This window comes from Pseudomonas sp. B23(2017), assembly GCF_002113725.1.
Classification (GTDB): Bacteria; Pseudomonadota; Gammaproteobacteria; order Pseudomonadales; family Pseudomonadaceae; genus Aquipseudomonas; species Aquipseudomonas putida_Z.
In genome coordinates, this window is the sequence record NZ_NEJM01000009.1 from 44,367 (window position 1) to 62,161 (window position 17,795).

The 17,795-nt window shown below is 64.5% G+C and carries 15 protein-coding genes; 12 read left to right on the forward strand and 3 right to left on the reverse strand.

Annotation, left to right across the window (positions count from 1 at the left end; all coding sequences use genetic code 11):
* The first annotated feature begins 28 nt into the window (after window positions 1-28).
* The 10 genes from ercA to CAG46_RS15870 all read left to right on the forward strand — a co-directional run bounded on the left by ercA (window position 29) and on the right by CAG46_RS15870 (window position 11,362).
* Entirely contained in the window at window positions 29-1,192 is a 1,164-nt protein-coding gene (gene ercA / locus CAG46_RS15825) for an alcohol dehydrogenase-like regulatory protein ErcA (protein WP_025339550.1), read from the forward strand.
* A complete protein-coding gene (locus tag CAG46_RS15830; protein ID WP_085616131.1) occupies window positions 1,176-2,903 on the forward strand; it encodes a NahK/ErcS family hybrid sensor histidine kinase/response regulator in 1,728 nt (575 codons plus the stop codon). Before ercA ends, CAG46_RS15830 begins: the two co-directional genes overlap by 17 nt.
* A gap of 365 nt (window positions 2,904-3,268) precedes the next feature.
* The gene (ycaC, locus tag CAG46_RS15835) at window positions 3,269-3,889 is read left to right on the forward strand and encodes an isochorismate family cysteine hydrolase YcaC (RefSeq protein ID WP_046613875.1); all 621 of its coding nucleotides are present in this window, start codon (window positions 3,269-3,271) and stop codon (window positions 3,887-3,889) included.
* A 272-nt stretch (window positions 3,890-4,161) separates the two neighbouring features.
* Window positions 4,162-6,315: an FUSC family protein gene (locus CAG46_RS15840; protein WP_085616133.1), complete on the forward strand. Its 2,154-nt coding sequence runs from the start codon at window positions 4,162-4,164 to the stop codon at window positions 6,313-6,315.
* On the forward strand, window positions 6,305-6,511 hold the full coding sequence (locus CAG46_RS15845; protein WP_085616136.1) for a DUF1656 domain-containing protein: 207 nt from the start codon (window positions 6,305-6,307) through the stop codon (window positions 6,509-6,511). The genes CAG46_RS15840 and CAG46_RS15845 overlap by 11 nt, the downstream gene beginning before the upstream one ends.
* 11 nt (window positions 6,512-6,522) lie before the next feature.
* Complete coding sequence (locus tag CAG46_RS15850; protein WP_025339544.1) at window positions 6,523-7,461, forward strand: HlyD family secretion protein; 939 nt, start codon at window positions 6,523-6,525, stop codon at window positions 7,459-7,461.
* 22 nt (window positions 7,462-7,483) lie between these two features.
* Window positions 7,484-8,383 (forward strand): LysR substrate-binding domain-containing protein, encoded by a 900-nt coding sequence (locus tag CAG46_RS15855; protein WP_025339543.1) that lies wholly within the window; start codon window positions 7,484-7,486, stop codon window positions 8,381-8,383.
* 145 nt (window positions 8,384-8,528) lie between these two features.
* Window positions 8,529-8,936, forward strand: a complete 408-nt coding sequence (locus CAG46_RS15860) for an OsmC family protein (protein WP_085616138.1) — start codon at window positions 8,529-8,531, stop codon at window positions 8,934-8,936.
* Window positions 8,937-8,984: 48 nt separating this feature from the next.
* Complete coding sequence (locus tag CAG46_RS15865; protein ID WP_085616141.1) at window positions 8,985-9,926, forward strand: pirin family protein; 942 nt, start codon at window positions 8,985-8,987, stop codon at window positions 9,924-9,926.
* Window positions 9,927-9,937: 11 nt separating this feature from the next.
* A complete protein-coding gene (locus CAG46_RS15870) occupies window positions 9,938-11,362 on the forward strand; it encodes an OprD family outer membrane porin (protein WP_085616143.1) in 1,425 nt (474 codons plus the stop codon).
* Window positions 11,363-11,690: 328 nt separating this feature from the next.
* Here CAG46_RS15870 and CAG46_RS15875 read toward each other — a convergent pair whose 3' ends face one another.
* A complete protein-coding gene (locus CAG46_RS15875; RefSeq protein WP_085616145.1) occupies window positions 11,691-12,587 on the reverse strand; it encodes a LysR family transcriptional regulator in 897 nt (298 codons plus the stop codon).
* Window positions 12,588-12,705: 118 nt separating this feature from the next.
* On the opposite strand from CAG46_RS15875, the gene CAG46_RS15880 reads away from it, so the two are divergent.
* On the forward strand, window positions 12,706-13,632 hold the full coding sequence (locus tag CAG46_RS15880; protein WP_085616147.1) for a transporter: 927 nt from the start codon (window positions 12,706-12,708) through the stop codon (window positions 13,630-13,632).
* Window positions 13,633-13,875: 243 nt separating this feature from the next.
* Here CAG46_RS15880 and CAG46_RS15885 read toward each other — a convergent pair whose 3' ends face one another.
* Window positions 13,876-14,664 carry a formate/nitrite transporter family protein gene (locus tag CAG46_RS15885; RefSeq protein ID WP_085616149.1) on the reverse strand — a complete coding sequence of 263 codons (789 nt, stop codon included), beginning with the start codon at window positions 14,662-14,664 and terminating at the stop codon, window positions 13,876-13,878.
* A gap of 213 nt (window positions 14,665-14,877) precedes the next feature.
* Entirely contained in the window at window positions 14,878-16,599 is a 1,722-nt protein-coding gene (locus CAG46_RS15890) for an amidohydrolase (RefSeq protein WP_085616151.1), read from the reverse strand.
* Window positions 16,600-16,844: 245 nt separating this feature from the next.
* Between CAG46_RS15890 and CAG46_RS15895 the strand changes: the two genes are divergently transcribed.
* Window positions 16,845-17,774: a LysR family transcriptional regulator gene (locus CAG46_RS15895; protein WP_085616154.1), complete on the forward strand. Its 930-nt coding sequence runs from the start codon at window positions 16,845-16,847 to the stop codon at window positions 17,772-17,774.
* Window positions 17,775-17,795 lie beyond the last annotated feature (21 nt).

The following is a 17,795-nucleotide window of genomic DNA, read 5'->3' on the forward strand; positions in this document are numbered from 1 at the left end:
TTCCAGAACAATAAGAACAGGCTTACCGATGAGCCAGAGTTTCAGCCCGCTTCGCAAGTTCGTTTCACCCGAGATCATCTTTGGTGCCGGCTGCCGGCACAATGTCGCCAATTACGCCAAGACCTTCGGTGCGCGCAAGGTGCTGGTGGTCAGCGACCCCGGTGTGATTGCCGCCGGTTGGGTGGCAGACGTGGAGGCCAGCCTGCAGGCCCAGGGCATCGACTACTGCCTGTACAGCGCCGTATCACCCAACCCACGGGTCGAAGAGGTGATGCTCGGTGCCGAGATATACCGGCAGAACCACTGTGATGTGATCGTCGCGGTCGGCGGCGGCAGCCCGATGGATTGCGGCAAGGCCATCGGCATCGTGGTCGCCCACGGGCGCAGCATCCTCGAATTCGAAGGCGTGGACATGATCCGCGTGCCCAGCCCGCCGCTGATCCTGATCCCGACCACGGCCGGCACTTCGGCGGACGTGTCGCAGTTCGTGATCATTTCCAACCAGCAGGAGCGCATGAAGTTCTCCATCGTCAGCAAGGCGGTGGTGCCGGACGTGTCGCTGATCGACCCGCAAACCACCCTGAGCATGGACCCGTTCCTGTCGGCCTGCACCGGTATCGATGCGCTGGTGCATGCCATCGAAGCCTTCGTTTCCACCGGCCACGGCCCGCTGACCGACCCCCACGCGCTGGAGGCCATGCGCCTGATCAACGGCAACCTGGTGGAAATGATCGCCAACCCCACCGATATCGCCCTGCGCGAGAAGATCATGCTGGGCAGCATGCAGGCGGGGCTGGCGTTTTCCAATGCGATCCTGGGTGCGGTCCACGCCATGTCGCACAGCCTGGGCGGGTTCCTCGACCTGCCGCATGGCCTGTGCAATGCGGTGCTGGTGGAGCACGTGGTGGCGTTCAACTACAGCTCGGCACCGGAGCGTTTCAAGGTGATTGCCGAAGTGCTGGGTATCGACTGTCGCGGCCTCAACCACCGGCAGATCTGCGCGCGCCTGGTGGAGCACCTGATCGCCCTGAAGCATGCCATCGGCTTCCACGAAACCCTGGGCCTGCATGGGGTGCGCACGGCCGATATCCCGTTCCTGTCGCAACATGCGATGGATGACCCGTGCATCCTCACCAACCCGCGTGCGTCGAGCCAGCGTGATGTCGAGGTGGTCTATGGCGAGGCCCTCTGACGAGCAGCAACGGGCGCTGGCCGGGCTGCTGGGGCTGGGCGACCACTCGGCGCGCAAGAGCCATTACCCGGAGCTGGCGGCGCGCCTGGACGAACTGGAGGCCGAACGCAACCGCTACAAGTGGCTGTTCGAAAACGCCGTGCACGGGATTTTCCAGGCCAGCCTGCAAGACGGCATGCGTGCCGCCAACCCGGCGTTGGCACGCATGCTGGGTTACGACAACCCGCAAGCGTTGCTGTTTCCGCTGACGGACCTTGCCGCCAACCTGTTTGTCGGCGGGGCCGAAGAGTTGCACGCCATCACCGCGACCCTCGCCCGTGAACGCAGCCTGCACGGCTATGAAACCCGCTTGCGGCGCAAGGATGGCAGCCACCTCGATGTGCTGATGAACCTGTTGCTCAAGCCCGGCCAGGAAGGGCTGGTGGAAGGGTTTGTCGCCGACATTACCGAACGCAAGCTGGCCCAGCAGCGCCTGCAGCAACTGAATGACGAACTCGAGCAACGGGTGGCCGCCCGCACCGATGAACTGCTGGAGGCCAACCGCAACCTGCAACAGCAGATTGCCGAGCGCAAACAGATTGCCCGCGCCCTGCGCGATGCCCGCGACGCTGCGGAAACCGCCAACCGCAGCAAGGACAAGTACCTCGCTGCCGCCAGCCATGACCTGCTGCAACCGCTGAATGCCGCGCGGCTGCTGATCTCGACCTTGCGCGAAAGGCCATTGCCAGACGCGGAAAAGGTGCTGGTGGAGCGTACCCACCAGGCCCTGGAGGGTGCCGAAGACCTGCTGACCGACCTGCTGGACATTTCCCGGCTCGACCAGGCGGCGGTCAAGCCGGACGTGGCGCTGTACCGCCTCGACGAACTGTTCGGGCCACTCGTCTCGGAGTTTCGCACGGTGGCCGATGCGGCAGGCCTGAAGCTGCGCGCGCGCATTGGCGACTACGCCATCAGTACCGACCTGCGGCTGATGACGCGTATCCTGCGCAACTTTCTCAGCAACGCCTGCCGTTATACCGACGAGGGCAGGATCCTGCTGGGGGCCAGGCGCCGCGGCGATCACTTGCGCCTGGAGGTGTGGGATACCGGGCGGGGCATCGCGGCGGATCGGCTGCAGGCCATCTTCCTCGAGTTCAACCAACTGGACGTAGGCCGCGCCGCTGACCGCAAGGGCGTGGGCCTGGGGCTGGCCATCGTCGAGCGGATCGCCAAGATTCTCGGCTACCGCATCGAGGTGCGTTCGTGGCCGGGGCGTGGCTCGATGTTCAGCATCGACGTGCCGATCGGCGAATCCATGCCGCTGCCTATCCACCAGGCCGCGCCGCAGCCGGGCGCCGGCAACCCGTTGCCGGGCCGCCGCCTGCTGGTACTGGACAACGAAGTGAGCATCCTCGAGAGCATGGGCGCGCTGCTCGGGCAGTGGGGCTGCGAAGTGGTTACCGCGACCGACCAGGCCGGGGCCTTGCTGGCCTTGCAGGGGCGGGCACCGGAATTGATCCTGGCGGACTTTCACCTGGACCACGGTGTTGTCGGCTGCGAGGTGGTCAGGCACTTGCGTGAACATTTCGGCGCCGCCATTCCCGCGGTGATCATCACTGCCGACCGCAGTGATCAGTGCCGACGCTCCTTGAACAAGCTCGGTGCGCCGTTGCTGAACAAGCCCGTCAAACCGGGGAAGTTGCGTGCGGTATTGAGCCAGTTGCTGGGCTGAAGCCCCAACCCCGCGGCCTTGCGCGACAGATAACTGAATTTGCAAGCGATCCTCGTACCCTGTGGGAGCGGCTTTAGCCGCGAAGAATCCAACGCGGTGCATGGCACCGGCTGCGCCGGTGTTCGCGGCTAAAGCCGCTCCCACAGGGGCCCTGCTAATTCAATGAGTCATGTGCAGTTCTATGAGAGCAGCCTTGTGCTGCTCCTACAGGGGTTCGCGCAGTGCCAGGGTGGCTGTTCCCGAAATGGGACGCTGTGTTGCGGATGTCAGCCTGTCACGGCTCTGCCTGGCTGGTTATCTTACCGGGGCGCCATTGTTTGGGCGAAGTCATACCAAACGCATCCAACCCGAGTAAGGAAAACATCATGGCCTTTCAATACAAGCGACTGGACAAGAATAACGCCGCCGTACTGCTGGTGGATCACCAGACGGGTTTGCTCTCTTTGGTAAGGGATATCGAACCCGACCGTTTCAAGAACAATGTGCTGGCCCTGTCGGACCTGGCCAAGTACTTCAAGTTGCCGACCATCCTCACCACCAGCTTCGAGAACGGCCCAAATGGCCCGCTGGTGCCCGAACTCAAGGAGCAGTTCCCTGACGCGCCGTACATCGCGCGCCCGGGCAACATCAATGCCTGGGACAACGAAGACTTCGTCAAGGCGGTCAAGGCCACCGGCAAGAAGCAACTGATCATCGCCGGTGTGGTGACCGAGGTTTGCGTGGCCTTCCCGGCACTGTCGGCCCTGGAGGAAGGCTTCGATGTGTTCGTGGTCACCGATGCCTCCGGTACCTTCAACGAACTGACCCGTGATTCGGCCTGGCGCCGGATGGAAGCCGCCGGCGCGCAGCTGATGACCTGGTTCGGCGTGGCCTGCGAGCTGCACCGCGACTGGCGCAACGACATCGAAGGCCTGGGCACGCTGTTTTCCAACCACATCCCGGACTACCGTAACCTGATGACCAGCTTCAGCAAGCTGTCGAAGTAATCCGGCCGGGGCGCCATGCGCGTGCATGGCTCCCCGATCGCTGGTGTCACACATCAGTTTTGTGCCGCCGGTGCCTGCGCCTCGAGCAGGGCGGTACCCAACCTGTCGTCAGTTAATCTGCTTATATATCTTACGGTTGCTCGACTCGCGCACTTGAACGGTAATGTGGGTGTGCTCGCGGATGCGCAGAGACGCCTCCAGCTCATGAATCAACCCGGCCCGGAATGCCATGCGCCCATGCGCGGCTCCCTGGCCGTGTCCCGAGGTGCCGGATGGCTCCACTGATTTCCTATTTCAAGATGGCCTTGAACCCTGGCCGTGGGGTGCTGTTCTTCGCGCTGCGTACCATCGTTGCAGGCCTGTTGTGCCTCTACCTGGCGTTCATCTTCGACCTGGAACAACCGAAGTGGGCGCTGATGACCGTGATCATCATCAGCCTGCCGTTGGCCGGCATGACCCTCAAGCGCAGTTTCGCCCAGGTACTGGGCACTGCAGCGGGGGCGGCCATGGCGGTGGTGATCATGGCCTTGTTCCCCCAGGCGCCAATGCCTTTCATCGTCTGCCTGGCCCTGTGGCTGGCGTTCTGCACGGCGGGCGGCACGCTGCTGCGCTATACAGACTCGCATGCCTTCGTCCTCAGCGGGTTTACCGCCGTGGTGGTCGCGATGCTGGCCGTGCCGGAACCGGACGGCATCCTCCTGCTGGCCATCACCCGGTTGACCGAAACCCTGCTGGCGGTGGCCTGCGTGGCCGTGGTCAGTTTGTTGAGCGCGCGCCCACAGGCAGTGGCGCAGGGCTACTTCAGCAAGGTCGATAGCCTGGTCAAGCTGATCGCCCGGCACGCCGCCGAGGTGGTGCGCAGCGAAGAGGACGAAGCCGCGCTGCACCAGCGGCAGGCGCAACTGATCAGCGAGATCAGTGCGCTGGAAGGCCTGCGCCGCCATCTCTATTTCGATGCGCCGCACCTGCGCAACGCCGATGGGCTGGTGCAGCTGCTGGCCAACCAACTGGTGCTGCTGGTGTCGCGCCTGCTGGTATTGCGCCAACAGCGCGAGTTGATCAAGCAGCACTGGCAAGGGCCGTTGCCAGAAGAAATCCAGCTGTTGCGCCAGGACGAGCTGGACAACCTGGAGGCACTGGCCCGTGACGGCGTGAAGTTGTCGGCGCAGCGCCGCGAAGCGATCCACCACCTGTACCAGCGCTTCGACGCCGCCGCTGACCGGGTCGAGTTTCTCGACGAGCCCTTGCCCCCGCGCATGCGCTCGCTGGCCTGGGCCCTGCGCTGGGAGCAGGCGCGCCTGCTGCAGCAGCTGAATGAACTGATCGAGCTCAACGAGGCGATCCAGCAGGGCAGGGGCGCCAGTTGCCCCCATGCCCAAGGGCAGGCCAGCGCGCTGCATCTGGACTTCCGCCTGGCCGGCATGAACGCCGTGCGGGCCTTCCTGGCGCTGTTTCTCGCCGGTTGGTTGTGGATCGAAACGGCCTGGGACGGCGCGCGTTCCGGGGTGATCCTGATCGGTGTCATGTGCTCGCTGATGGCGACGCTGCCGCGGCCGTTGCTGGCCAGCCAGAACTACAACCGTGGCCTGCTGGTCGCGCTGCTGTTGTCAGCCGTGTACCAGTTTGCCCTGCTGCCGATGTTCACCGATTTCGAAATGCTTGCCGTGTGCCTGGTGCCGTTGCTGTACCTGGCGGCCGTCGGCCTGGCCAGCCCCATGACCGCGGGCATCGGCATGGGCATCGGGTTGATCAGCCTGTTGATGATCGGGCCGCAGAATGTCGGCGCCTACCACAACAGTGCCATGCAGTGGTTCGAGTTTGCCGGCGGCTATGCGGCGGCTGGCGGGCTGGCGATGGTGGTGTTCGCCCTGGTGTTCCCGTTCAACCCGCAAAAGCGCATGGCCCGGCTGTTCCGCCAGACCCGCGAGGATGTGCATGAGTACGTGACGGCACCTGCCAGCGTGGCGCGTCAGTTCGATTTCGAGAGCCGCATGCTGGACCGCCTGTCGGCGATGATCGGCCTGTTGCCCGCCGCCACTGATGCGCGCTCCCGGGAGTTGTTCGATTGCAGCCTGGTGTGCCCGGCGTTGGCCATTGCGCTGGGCCAGGCGCATGCCCAGTGCGTCAACCTCACGGTGTTGCCTGAAGGCACGAGGGCGCGTTTGCGCCTAGGGTTGCAGGAGATGGCAGATCTGATCGGTGCACGCCGGCGGGTGGATGTGGACGGGCTGTTGCGCGAGCTGGCCGAGCTTGCCGAAACCCTCGATGCGCTGCACCAGGCACAAGCCGAGGCGGGCCGCGAGACGCTGCGGCAGTTGTTCATCCTGCGGGTCGCGCTATCGGTTGCCGGCCAGCTGCTGCAGCGCTATCGACCGGTGCTGGCAGCGCAGACGTTGCCTGAGGAGGAGGGCGCCTATGCCCGTTGATTTCGAGTTTGGCGGGGTCTACCTGCCGCCGATTGCCCAGGCGTTGTTGCTGGGGTTGCTGTTGTTCCTGGTGCTGGACGCCCTGTTGCGGCGCAGTGGCGTGCTGGCGCGTGTGTGGCACCCGGCGCTGTTGCAGGGCGCCTTGTATGCCGCGATCTGCGCGGCGCTGGTGTTGTCGATGGGAGCGAGTGCCTGAATATGCCTGTGTTGAAACCTGTTCTTGCCAAGGCCGTGACCCTGGCGGTGCTGGCGCTTGCGGTGGTGCTGGGCTGGTTTGCCTGGGACTACTACACCCGTGCGCCCTGGACCCGTGATGCCCGTGTGCGGGCCGATGTGGTGACCCTGTCGGCCGAGGTGGCAGGGCGCATCATCGAGCTGCCGGTGCAGGACAACCAGTTCGTCAGGCAGGGCGACCTGCTGCTGCAGATCGACCCGGCGCGCTACGAGCTGGCCGTGCTGCATGCCGTGCGAGCCGTCGAAGTCGCGCGTGCGGCGCTGGGGCAATCGCAGGCCGCCATCGTCGCCAACGAGGCGCAGCTCAAGCAGCGGCGCAGCGAAGAGCAACGCCGACGCAAGCTGCAATCGATGTCGGCAATCTCTGCCGAAGAATGGGAAAAGGCCGGCACCGACGTGGCCGTGGCCCAGGCCGACCTGCTGCGCGAACAGTCCAACCTCGGCCTGGCACAGGCCAACGTGCAACTCGCCGAGGCCACGCTGCAGCAGGCCCGGCTCGACCTGGAACGCACCCGGGTCAGCGCCCCGGTCAGCGGTTACGTGACCAACCTGCTGACCCGCCAGGGCGACTATGCCCAGCCGGGCATGCCGCTGCTGGCGCTGGTCGACAGTTCGTCGTTCCACGTCAGTGGCTATTTCGAGGAAACCAAGTTGCCGAAAATCAAGGTGGGCAGCCGTGCGCGCATCGCCCTGATGAGTGGCGAGGTGCTGGAGGGCACGGTAGAGAGCATTGCCTATGCCATTACCGACCGCGAGAACCAGCCGGGCAACCGCCTGCTGGCCAACGTCAACCCGAGCTACACCTGGGTCAAGCTTGCCCAGCGGATCCCGGTACGGCTGCGCCTGGAGCGCAGTGCCGATGCGCCACCCTTGCGTGCGGGGACCACTGCCACCGTGACCATTCTCGAATAGCTGGGGGTGGGCGATGAGCATGATGTTCGATTTGAATGAGCTGTACCTGTATACCAAGGTGGTCGAGTGTGGCGGTTTCGCATCGGCCGGGCGCGCGCTCGGCCTGCCCAAGTCGCGGCTGAGCCGGCGAGTCGCCAATCTGGAGGACCGCCTGGGAGTGCGCCTGATCCAGCGCTCCACCCGGCAGTTCGCGGTCACCGAAGTGGGGCTGGAGTACTACCATCACTGTATGTCGATGGTCGATCGGGCATTTGCTGCCGAGGACGCTATCCAGCGCAGCCGCGCCGTGCCCAGCGGCATTGTCCGGCTGGCCTGCAGCACCTCGCTGCTGGATGCACGGCTGGCGCCGATGCTTGGGCAGTTCATGGTGCAATGCCCGGCGGTGGAGTTGCTGGTGAAGAGCTACAACCGGCGGGTCGATGTGATCGGCGAGGGCTTCGACCTGGTCCTGAGCGTGCGCCATCAACCGCTGGAAAGCAGCGAGCTGGTGATGCGCAAACTGGCACAGAGCCGCCAGTGCCTGGTGGCTTCGCCCGGCTTGCTGGCGCAGTACGACCGCCCTCTGCAGCCTGCCGACCTGTTTGAACTGCCCAGCCTTGGCTGGGGGGCGAATGTTCAGGAGTACGTCTGGGACCTGGACGGCCCCGAAGGCGGGGTGGCGTCCATTCGCTTCCGCCCACGGTTGGTCTCCGACGATATCGCGGTGCTGTACCAGGGCGCGCTCGCGGGCGTGGGCGTGGTGCTGCTGCCAGCGGATATGGTGAAGGATGACCTGGCCGCCGGGCGTTTGCTGAACGTGCTGGAGAGCTGGGTACCCAGGATGGGCGAGGTAATCGCCCTGTTTCCTTCGCGGCGGGGGCTGACGCCTGCGGTGCGGGAGTTGATCGACTTTCTTGCGGTGGCGTTCGAGCGGTCGGCGTAGCGCCTTTGACCGGGCGCAGCGTTCACCAGGCAGAACGCTGCGGCGCATTTCATCACCTACCGTCCGTTGCGTCGTGCACCTATCATTCAAGCTTTGCAGCCTGTGCAGCAGGGTGGCCACAGGCAATCGTCAATCAGGAGTTTCAATGTCAGAGCGAGCAATCCGCGCTTCGTTTGCAGGCGTGGCGTACCAGGTGAACGTGACAGATGGCCTGCACCAGTGGGCCAGCGATGTTGATGCGGCGGCAGGCGGCGGGGATGTCGGGCCGTCACCCCATGGGCTGTTGCTGTCATCCCTTGGCGCCTGCACTTCCATCACGGTTGCCATGTACGCACAGCGCAAGGAAATGCCGCTGCAAGCCATCGATGTGGATATCCGCATCGAGCAGGAACAACTGGGGCGCGAACCTCGGATCCAGATCGCTCGTGACATTCGCTTGAGCGGGCCGCTGAGCGAAGAGCAACGCACGCGCTTGCTGGAAGTTGCCAATGCCTGCCCCATTCACAAGGTGTTGAGCGGCGAAATCATCATCGCCAGCAAGCTGGTTGGATGAGGCCAGGCGCAGCGTTGCGCCTGCCAGCTGCCGGTAGAGGAGCAGCACATGAGTACACACGAGACCCACAGTGAGCTGTCGCTGTCCAGGGATTGCCCGATCAGCGACGGCGTGCGGGCGATCCAGCGGATCACCTCGCGTAGTGCCGAAGTTGGCGGTGGCATCCCTGTCAGCCGGCTGTTGCCGTCGCGCCAGCGGCGGATGATTGGCGCCTGGTGCTTCCTGGACCACGCCGGCCCGGCGATCTTCGCGTCGGAAAATGGCTTGCGTGTCGGGCCGCACCCGCACATCGGCCTGCAAACCTTTACCTGGATGCTCGAGGGCGAAGTGCTGCACCGCGACAGCTTGGGTAACACCCAGGTGATTCGCCCGGGCGAGGTTAACCTGATGACCGCGGGCTACGGAATCACCCATAGCGAGGAGTCGCTCCCGGGGCAGGACCGGCTGCATGCCGTGCAGCTGTGGATTGCACTGCCCGAGGCCGCGCGTGAGCGCCCGCCGGCTTTCACCCACCACGCCGGCTTGCCGCGCTGGCAGTCGGATGGCTTGTGCCTGACGCTGCTGGCCGGGGCATATGGGGCCTACAAGGCACCCACCTGCATCTTCTCGCCATTGCTGGGGCTGGACCTGGCTGCCGATGTAGCGGTGGACGCCAGGCTTGAGCTCGATACCCGCTTCGAATACGGCGTGCTGCCGCTGACCGGCGAATGGCGCATCAACGGTGAGGACTACAGCGCCAATGAGCTGGCCTACCTGGGCCGTGGCCTGGATGTGCTCGATCTGCAGGCTGCGGCCGGCGCGCGTGCCATCTTGCTGGGCGGCTTGCCATTCGAGGAAGAGATCTTCCTGTGGTGGAACTTCGTCGGCCACAGCAAGGCCGAGATCGTCCAGGCCCAGCGCGAGTGGGAGCAGGGCAGTGCCAGGTTCGGCGAGGTGGTTGGCTTTGACGGGCCGCGCCTGACTGCGCCAACCATCCCTTGGCGGGCATGAGGTGCACGACGATGGCGACCCTCGACGCGAATCGGCGCCTGCTGCTTTGCCCGTTGGGGCTTGGCCTGGTGCTTGCGGCGCCTGCCCAGGCCGACAACGCCCTGGGCCAGAAGGACAACATCTTCACCGGTGTCAATGACCGGCAGGCCGTGGAACTGGGCATCCCGCCCGGGCTGGTCGAAGGCGCGCGCCTGGATGCGCTGGTGAGGAACTACTATTTCCAGCGCGATAACCACTCTGACCTGGTACCCCGCGACCCGACCGAATGGGCCCAGGGTTTTCTGTTTTCGTTCCGCTCGGGCTTCACCGATACGCCTGTCGGGTTGGGCGTGGATGCGCACGCCTTCCTCGGCATCAAGCTCGATGGCGGCGGTGGAAGTGGCGGCGCTGGCTTGCTCCCGCTGGACTCATCGCTCAAGCCGGGTGACACGTTTTCCAGTGCCGGCGCGGCGCTCAAGCTGAGGTACCTCGACACCTTGGTGAAGGCCGGCGACCAATTGGTCGAGAACCCGGTGGTGGCGAGCGGCACAAGCCGCCTGTTCCCGCAGACGTATCGTGGCGTCACCCTGAAGAACCATGGCATCGACGACCTGTGGCTGGATGCCGGGTTCGTGGAATCTACCCGGCTGCGCAACCAGAGCGGCCACTCCCACCTGGTCACCGCCTATGGCGCGCGCAACAGCGCGGGTGTGGCGGCGGACCGCGAAAGCCCTCATACCGGCTGGCTTGGCGCGGTGTATGGCCGGCCGCAAGGGTTGCAGCTGACCGTTTATGGCGGCCAGCTGGAAGACATCTGGAATCAGTATTACCTGGGGGTTTCGCAGGTGTTTCGGGTCAATGATGCGCTGCTGCTCAAACCCTACCTGCACTACTTCAAGACCCGGGACCAAGGGCGCAGCCAGCTGGGTGACATCGATAACGACACCTACAGCGCCGGCATCTCGGCGACAGCCTATGGCCAGACCCTGACCCTGGGCTTGCAGAAGGTCGACGGCCGAACGCCGTTCGACTACATCACGCAGAACGACCGTGTCTTCCTTTACCTGAGCAACTCCCAGCAATTTGCCGATTTCAACGGCCCCGGTGAAAAGTCCTGGCGCCTGCAGTACGAAACCAGCCTGGCGCCGCTGGGGGCGCCTGCGCTGCAGTTCATCGCGGCCTATACCCGGGGCGAGGCCGACCTCACCCGTGTCGACCCAGCAAGCGTCGGTTATGGCTATATCTACAACCCGGACGGCAAGCACGCCAAGCACTGGGAACGCGACCTTGCCCTCAAGTACCAGGTCCCAGCCGGCCCGGCGAAGGACCTGTCGCTGACCCTGCGCTGGGCAACGCACCGCGAGGGTGATGGCTATACCGCGCCCGGCAATACCCGCGGCAACTCCAGTGCCGATGAGTACCGCCTGATCGTCGATTACCCGATCAGCCTGTTCTGATTGCGTGATGTGCGTTGGCGACGACGCACAGGCCCGCTGAAGGGATGATGCTTGGTCATGCAAGCCCGCTCTCCTAGAACTGCACATAACTCGTTGAATTAGCAGGGCCCCTGTGGGAGCGGCTTTAGCCGCGAACACCGGCGCAGCCGGTGCCATGCAGCGCGTTGGATTCTTCGCGGCTAAAGCCGCTCCCACAGGGTGACGCGGATTGCTTGCGAATTCAGTTCTCTACGCGACAGCGCAGCCGAACTTGTGGGAGCGGGCGTGCCCGCGAAGGGCCGCAAGGCGGCCCCGGCCTGACATCGGCCAGGCGCCGACATAGCGCCGGTCATTCCCAAATATGTTCGGCCAGAAAGTCGATCAGGCTGCGCACTGAGGGCAACAGGCCGCGGCGGGAAGGGAACACCGCATGGACGATGCCGCAGCGCGGTTCCCATTGCGGGTTGAGCTCCACCAAGCGGCCGTTCTCCAGGTCCTGGTCAACCACCATGAACGGCAATTGCACGATGCCTACACCGTCAAGCGCCGCCTGCCGCAGTGCGCTCATGTCATCGGTGATGTAGCGCGGCGTGTGGCGGATTTCGGCATGCGCGCCGTCGGGCCCTTCAAGTTGCCAGATGTGGTCCCTGGGTGGCCCCCAATCCAGGCTCGGCTGCTCACCCAGCTGCTCTGGTTCGACGGGCAGCTGCAGCGCCAGCCGCTCCACCAGCGAGGGGCTTGCGACCAGCCGCTGCGGGCTCCTGGCCAGTGTGCGCATGACCAGGTCGCTGTCCTCCAGCGGCGGGAAGCGCACCCGCAGCGCCAGGTCGAGGCCTTCGCCCAATACATCCACACGGCGGTTGGTGGGTTCCAGGTGCACCTTCACTTTCGGGTTTTCGGCCATGAATCGACTGACCAGCCCGCCAACCCGGTAATGCAGCAGGGTTGTCGGGCAGCTCATGCGGACGGTGCCCTGGGGCTCGGCGCGGGTGCGCTCGACCACCCATCGGGCCGCTTCCGCTTCCACCAGCATGGCCCTGCAATGCTGGAAGAACTCCTGGCCCGTCTCGGTCACCGAAAAGTGTCGGGTGGAACGCTGGAGCAGGCGTACGCCCAGGCGCTCCTCCAGCTGCAGGACGCGCCGGCTGAGTGTCGATTTCGGGATGTTCAGTGCCCGCCCGGCCGGCGCGAAACCGCCGTGCTCGACGACTTGGGCGAAGTAATACAGATCGTTCAGGTCTTCCATGTTCGATCGTTCACCAGATGGAACTCTGTGGCCAATCTATCAGCTCTAGCGCATGCAGGGTGAGAGCACTAACGTTTCCAGATTGGCGTTGAAACATGAATGCCCACAGGAGATTTGGATGAGGCCTTATAGAAAGTCCGCTGCACTGTTGTCGCTGGCGACGACACTGGGCAGCGCAGAAGTCGTGGCCGATGCTGTCAGCCTGCCGCCGTTGCCGCTGGGCAACACCAGCTTCCTGGATGGGGTCGTACGGCCAGGCATGCTGTTCGAACTGCCGATCCAGCACTATCGCGCCCAGGACGCCACGGACAGCCACGGCAGTGCGGTGCCGGGGCGTCAGAAAGTGCACAGCACCACGGTGCTGCCGCACCTGGCCTACATCACCGAGCACAAGCTGCTGGGCGCCAACTACGGTATGGAAGTGCTGTTGCCGCTGGTGCACCTGGAAGTCGATATCGACAACGGCCCGGACGGTTCACGCACGCGCCAGGGCGACCTGATCTTCAGCCCGTTGCTCCTGCAATGGGCGCCGGTGCAACTGTTCGGGCGCCCGTACTGGCAGCGTTTGAACCTGGTAATCACCGCGCCCACCGGGGATTACGACCGTGATGCCAGCATCAACGTCGGCAGCAACGTTTGGGTGGTCAGCCCGCATTACGCCTTTACCTGGGAGCTGACCGACCGGCTCGAGGTCAGTGGGCGCCTTCATTACGCCTGGTCGAGCCGCAACGAAGACCCTGCCAGGCGATTGCAGGCCGACGACATCCAGCCCGGCGAGGCGGTGCACAGCAACTTCTCGGTGTCTTACACAATCTCCGATGCCTGGCGGGTGGGCCTTGCCGGTTATCACCTGGAGCAGATATCGGCCGACCGGATCGACGGCCACCGGCAGTCAGCGTCCAAGGAGCGCGTGCTGGCCCTGGGGCCTGGCGTGATGTACACCAGAGGCAAGCAGGCGTTCTACGCCAACTTCTATGTAGAGCAAGGTGCAAGGAACCGATCCGAGGGCAATCAGCTGACGTTGCGCTACCTGTTGCCCTTCTAGATCGGCACTGGTACGCCCGAATGAAAACCTGTGGGAGCGGGCAAGCCCGCGAAGGGCCGCAAAGCGGCCCCAATTGCCTAAACGACCGGCATTAGGCTACAGCCCGACTGCGTCAGCAACGGTAGGCGATACGCGCAGCTTGCAGAACCGCGCCTGGCGCAAGGCTTGCGCTGTACCTGTGGGAGCGGCTTCAGCCGCGAACACCGGCCAAGCCGGTGCCAGACACCGCGGTTGCGCAATGCCTCACTGCACCTCGCACGCTTCCTGCGAAGGCACACCGTAGGACACGTAGTACGCCAACCCCACGAAGATCGCCCCACCCACCGCATTCCCCAGGAACACGGCCACCAGGTTCTCCACCAACTGCCCCCAGCTCAGGTAGCCGGCAAAGATCGCTGCGGGAATCAGGAACATGTTGGCAACCACGTGCTGGAAACCGATGGCGACGAACGCCATGATCGGGAACCAGATGCCGAGAATCTTGCCGCTCATTTCACGGCTGGCATACGACAGCCACACTGCCAGGCACACCAGCCAGTTGCAGCCGATTCCGGACACGAAGGCGTGGAGGAAGTCGGCGTTGGTCTTGCTGGTCGCAGCCGCCAACATCTTGTTCAGGTAGGCCCCCTCGGTCAGGCCCAGCAGGTGCCCGAAGCACCCGGCAACGAACAGTGCACCCAACAGGTTGGCGACGGTCACCAGCAGCCAGTTGCGCGCCACGGCGCCTGGGCCGATACGCCGGGCGAACATCGCCAAGGGCAGGCTCATCATGTTGCCGGTGAGCAGTTCGCCACCGGCCAGGATCACCAGGATCAGGCCGATGGGAAATACCGCGGCGCCCAGCAGTGTGCCGAACGAGGCCCACTGTATCGGGATCATAGTGCTGACGTGGATAGCCAGGAGAAACCCCAGCGAAATGAATGCACCTGCGAGAAACCCCAGGACCAGTGTCGCATGGGTGGATAGATGGGCTTTTTTGACGCCGCTCTCGATGACGAGCTCGGTGATACGGGTGGGGCTGTTGACGGACATTTTGCAAACTCGAACACAGTGACGGCGACGCAACTGGCAGGCACGCCGTGGTGGGGCTTGATCAGTACGGGGTAGGCTGCGCAGCTGGCGCAAAGGTGTAACGCGCACCTTTGGGCCAGCGGCGAAGAGGGCGGCAAGCTACATGAGGCAATTTGACGCGGTCAAATCGATGGAATGGATGAGCTGATAGACCGCGTCGATGAGGCCCGCAGGTCAGCGCGCGTAGATCAGCTTCCCGGCAAACCAGGTCTGCAGCACTTGGGTATCGCGCAGCGTTTCGGCATCGACGTCGAGCACGTCGCGGTCAAGCACGATCATGTCGGCTTGCTTGCCGACCTTGAGCGAACCGATCTGCTGCTCCAGGCGCATGGTGCGGGCGGCGTTGAGTGTATAGGCCTGGAACATCACCTGGCGGTCGATGGCTTCAGCAGCGTTGAGCACACCTTTGGGCCCCTTGCGGCTGATGGCCTGGTAGATCGCCTGCCAAGGGTCCGGTGTGGTGATCGGCCAGTCGCTGGCGCCGGCAAGGGTGGCGCCATGCTTGAGCAGCGAACGGGCCGGGAAGGTGTGCATGAAGGCCATGGCGTTCACGTACGGCTTGACCAGCTCCATGTTCGATTGGTCGGCGCTGGCCCAGTACAGCTGCATTGCTGCAATCACGTCAAGCTGCTTGAAACGGGCGTATTCCGTGGGGTTGACCATCTGCAAGTGGGTGATGGAATGGGGGATGCCGCTGTGGCGATCACGCCGTGCCTGCTCGATGCCGTTGAGCGCCTCGCGCACGGCGCGGTCGCCGATGGCATGCACGTGCACCAGCCAGCCACGGGCGTCGGCGGCACTGACCAGCTCGCCAAAGTGCTTCGGGTCCAGCAGCAGTTCGCCGTGCTTGCCAGAGTTGCTGTAGGGCTCGAGCATCGCCGCCGTTTGCGCTGGCGCTTCGGCAACGCCGTCGGCAAACACCTTGATGCCTGGCAGGGTGAGGTTGTGCACGCCGAGAAATTGCCGGCGTACCTTGTCCAGTTCGTCCAGGTCGGCAGGGCGTGCCCTGGAATCGGCCATCAGCAGGGCGGCGACGTGGGCGGTCAGCTCGCCGCGCGCGGAGAGGTCCTTGTACACCGGCAGCACGCCCAGCGAATGGTTGTTCACATCGGCCCCCGGCAGCTCGTTGGCCAGCGGGTCCATCCAGCCGGTGACGCCCAGCTGCTTGTAATGGTCAAGGGCCATGCGCCCGGCGCTCAGCAGGGTGGCGTGGGGCAGCGCGGGCAGCAGGTCGGTCACCGGGTAGTAGCTGGCATCGGCGAGGAAACCGTTTGGGGTTCCGTCCGGGTGTTGGCCGATGGTGTTGCGTGCCTCGGCAGGCAGGGCAGCGATGGTGTCGGCATCGATTGCGGCGCGCTTGAGCATGGCCTGGTTGGCCCAGCCGGTGTGCATGTCGTTGGCGGCGAACAGGATCGGTTGCTCGGCCCATTCGCCGTGGTTGAAGCGCTGTTCCAGCGCCGGAATGTCATTCCAGTAGGTGCCCGGTACACCACCGACGACAAGGAACTCGCCGCGCACGGCCTTGCCGTCGCTGCGCCACTGGCGCAGGCGCCGTTCCAGTTCGTCCAGGGCAACCTGCTCGCCGGCGAGGTCGGCCAGCACCAGTTGCAGGCCACCCTTTATGGCATGCGAGTGGGCATCGAGCATGCCCGGCATCAGCACCTTGCCACCCAGGTCGATGACCCGGGTGCCTTCGGCCCTAAGGCGTAGCACGGCCTGATCTGAACCTACCGCGACGATTTTCTCGCCCTCGACAGCCACGGCCTGCTGCAAGGGCTGGCCGGGCTCGGCGGTGTAGACCTTGGCGTTGTGCAGGATCAGGTCCACTGCCGCGAAACCCGGCATGCAGGTGCAGGCCAGGCCGGCGCTGATTGCCATCTTCAGGAGCTGCTTCATGCTGTGCCTCGTTGTTGTCGTGATGGCGCCGCAGCCTAGCCAGGGGGGCCAGGGCGGATAAAGGCGAGGGCAGGCACAACTTTTTTCGTGATGAGGAAAGAATCCCGAGCCCGTATTTGCCAGGCTGCAAGCAGCGGACCTTGCCGTGCCTATTCAAATCGCCGGCATTTGCGGGTTTGATAGGAGGGGCAGATACTCGCCACCCTCGCATCACTCCCACCGTTTGTGCCGAACAGGAAGAAACCATGGACAAGATGATGGCCCTGACCATCTTCGTCGCTGCCGCCGAACACGGCAGCTTCAGCCGTGCGGCCGAGCAGCTGGGCAAGACGCCGTCTGCCATCACCAAGGCTGTTGCGCACCTGGAGAGCGAACTGGGCGTGCGCCTGTTCGAACGCACCACCCGGCGCATGGCGCTGACCGAGGCCGGTACCTTGTACCTGGAAGGCGCGCGCCAGGCGTTGATGCACCTGCAACGGGTGACCGAGGAAGTGGAGCAGTTGCAGCACGCGCTGCGCGGTACCCTGCGCATTACCGCGCCACCGTCGTTCGGCCCCGCGTTTCTCAACCAGGTGTGTTGCCGCTTCATGCGCGAGCACCCGCAGGTGCGCCTGGAGGTCAACCTCAACGATGCCAACGAAGACCTGATCGATGGCGGCTACGACCTGTCGCTGCGCGACGGCCCCACCGACCAGCCGGAGCTGATCGCCCAGCCGCTGATCGAGAACCGCGTGATCCTTTGCGCCAGCCCTGCCTACCTGGCCCGACACGGCGAGGCGATCACTCTGGAGAACTATGCCCAACACGACTGGCTGCTGTTGCGCCACCCGCTGCTCAACCGCAGCTTCTGGTGGATCGAACACGGCGGCCAGACGCTGCGTGTGCGTCAGCCCACCCCTCGACTGGTGAGCGATAACTTCGACTTCCTGCTGGCCTGCCTGCTCGATGGGCAGGGCTTGCAGTTCGTACCCACCTGGTGTGCCGCCCCCTACCTGGCCAACGGGCAGCTGGTGGAGGTGATGCCCGGCTACTGGCGGGCGCTGAGCGCGTTCGGCCCCTGGGTGCACGTGCTTTACCTGCCGCACCGGCGCAATACCCGCAAGGTGCAGGCGTTCATTGCCTTGCTGCATGTGCACCTGCACGGGCAGGGCGCGCAGGCGCTGGCACGGGGCTGAGTTTTTCCATCGGGGCACAAA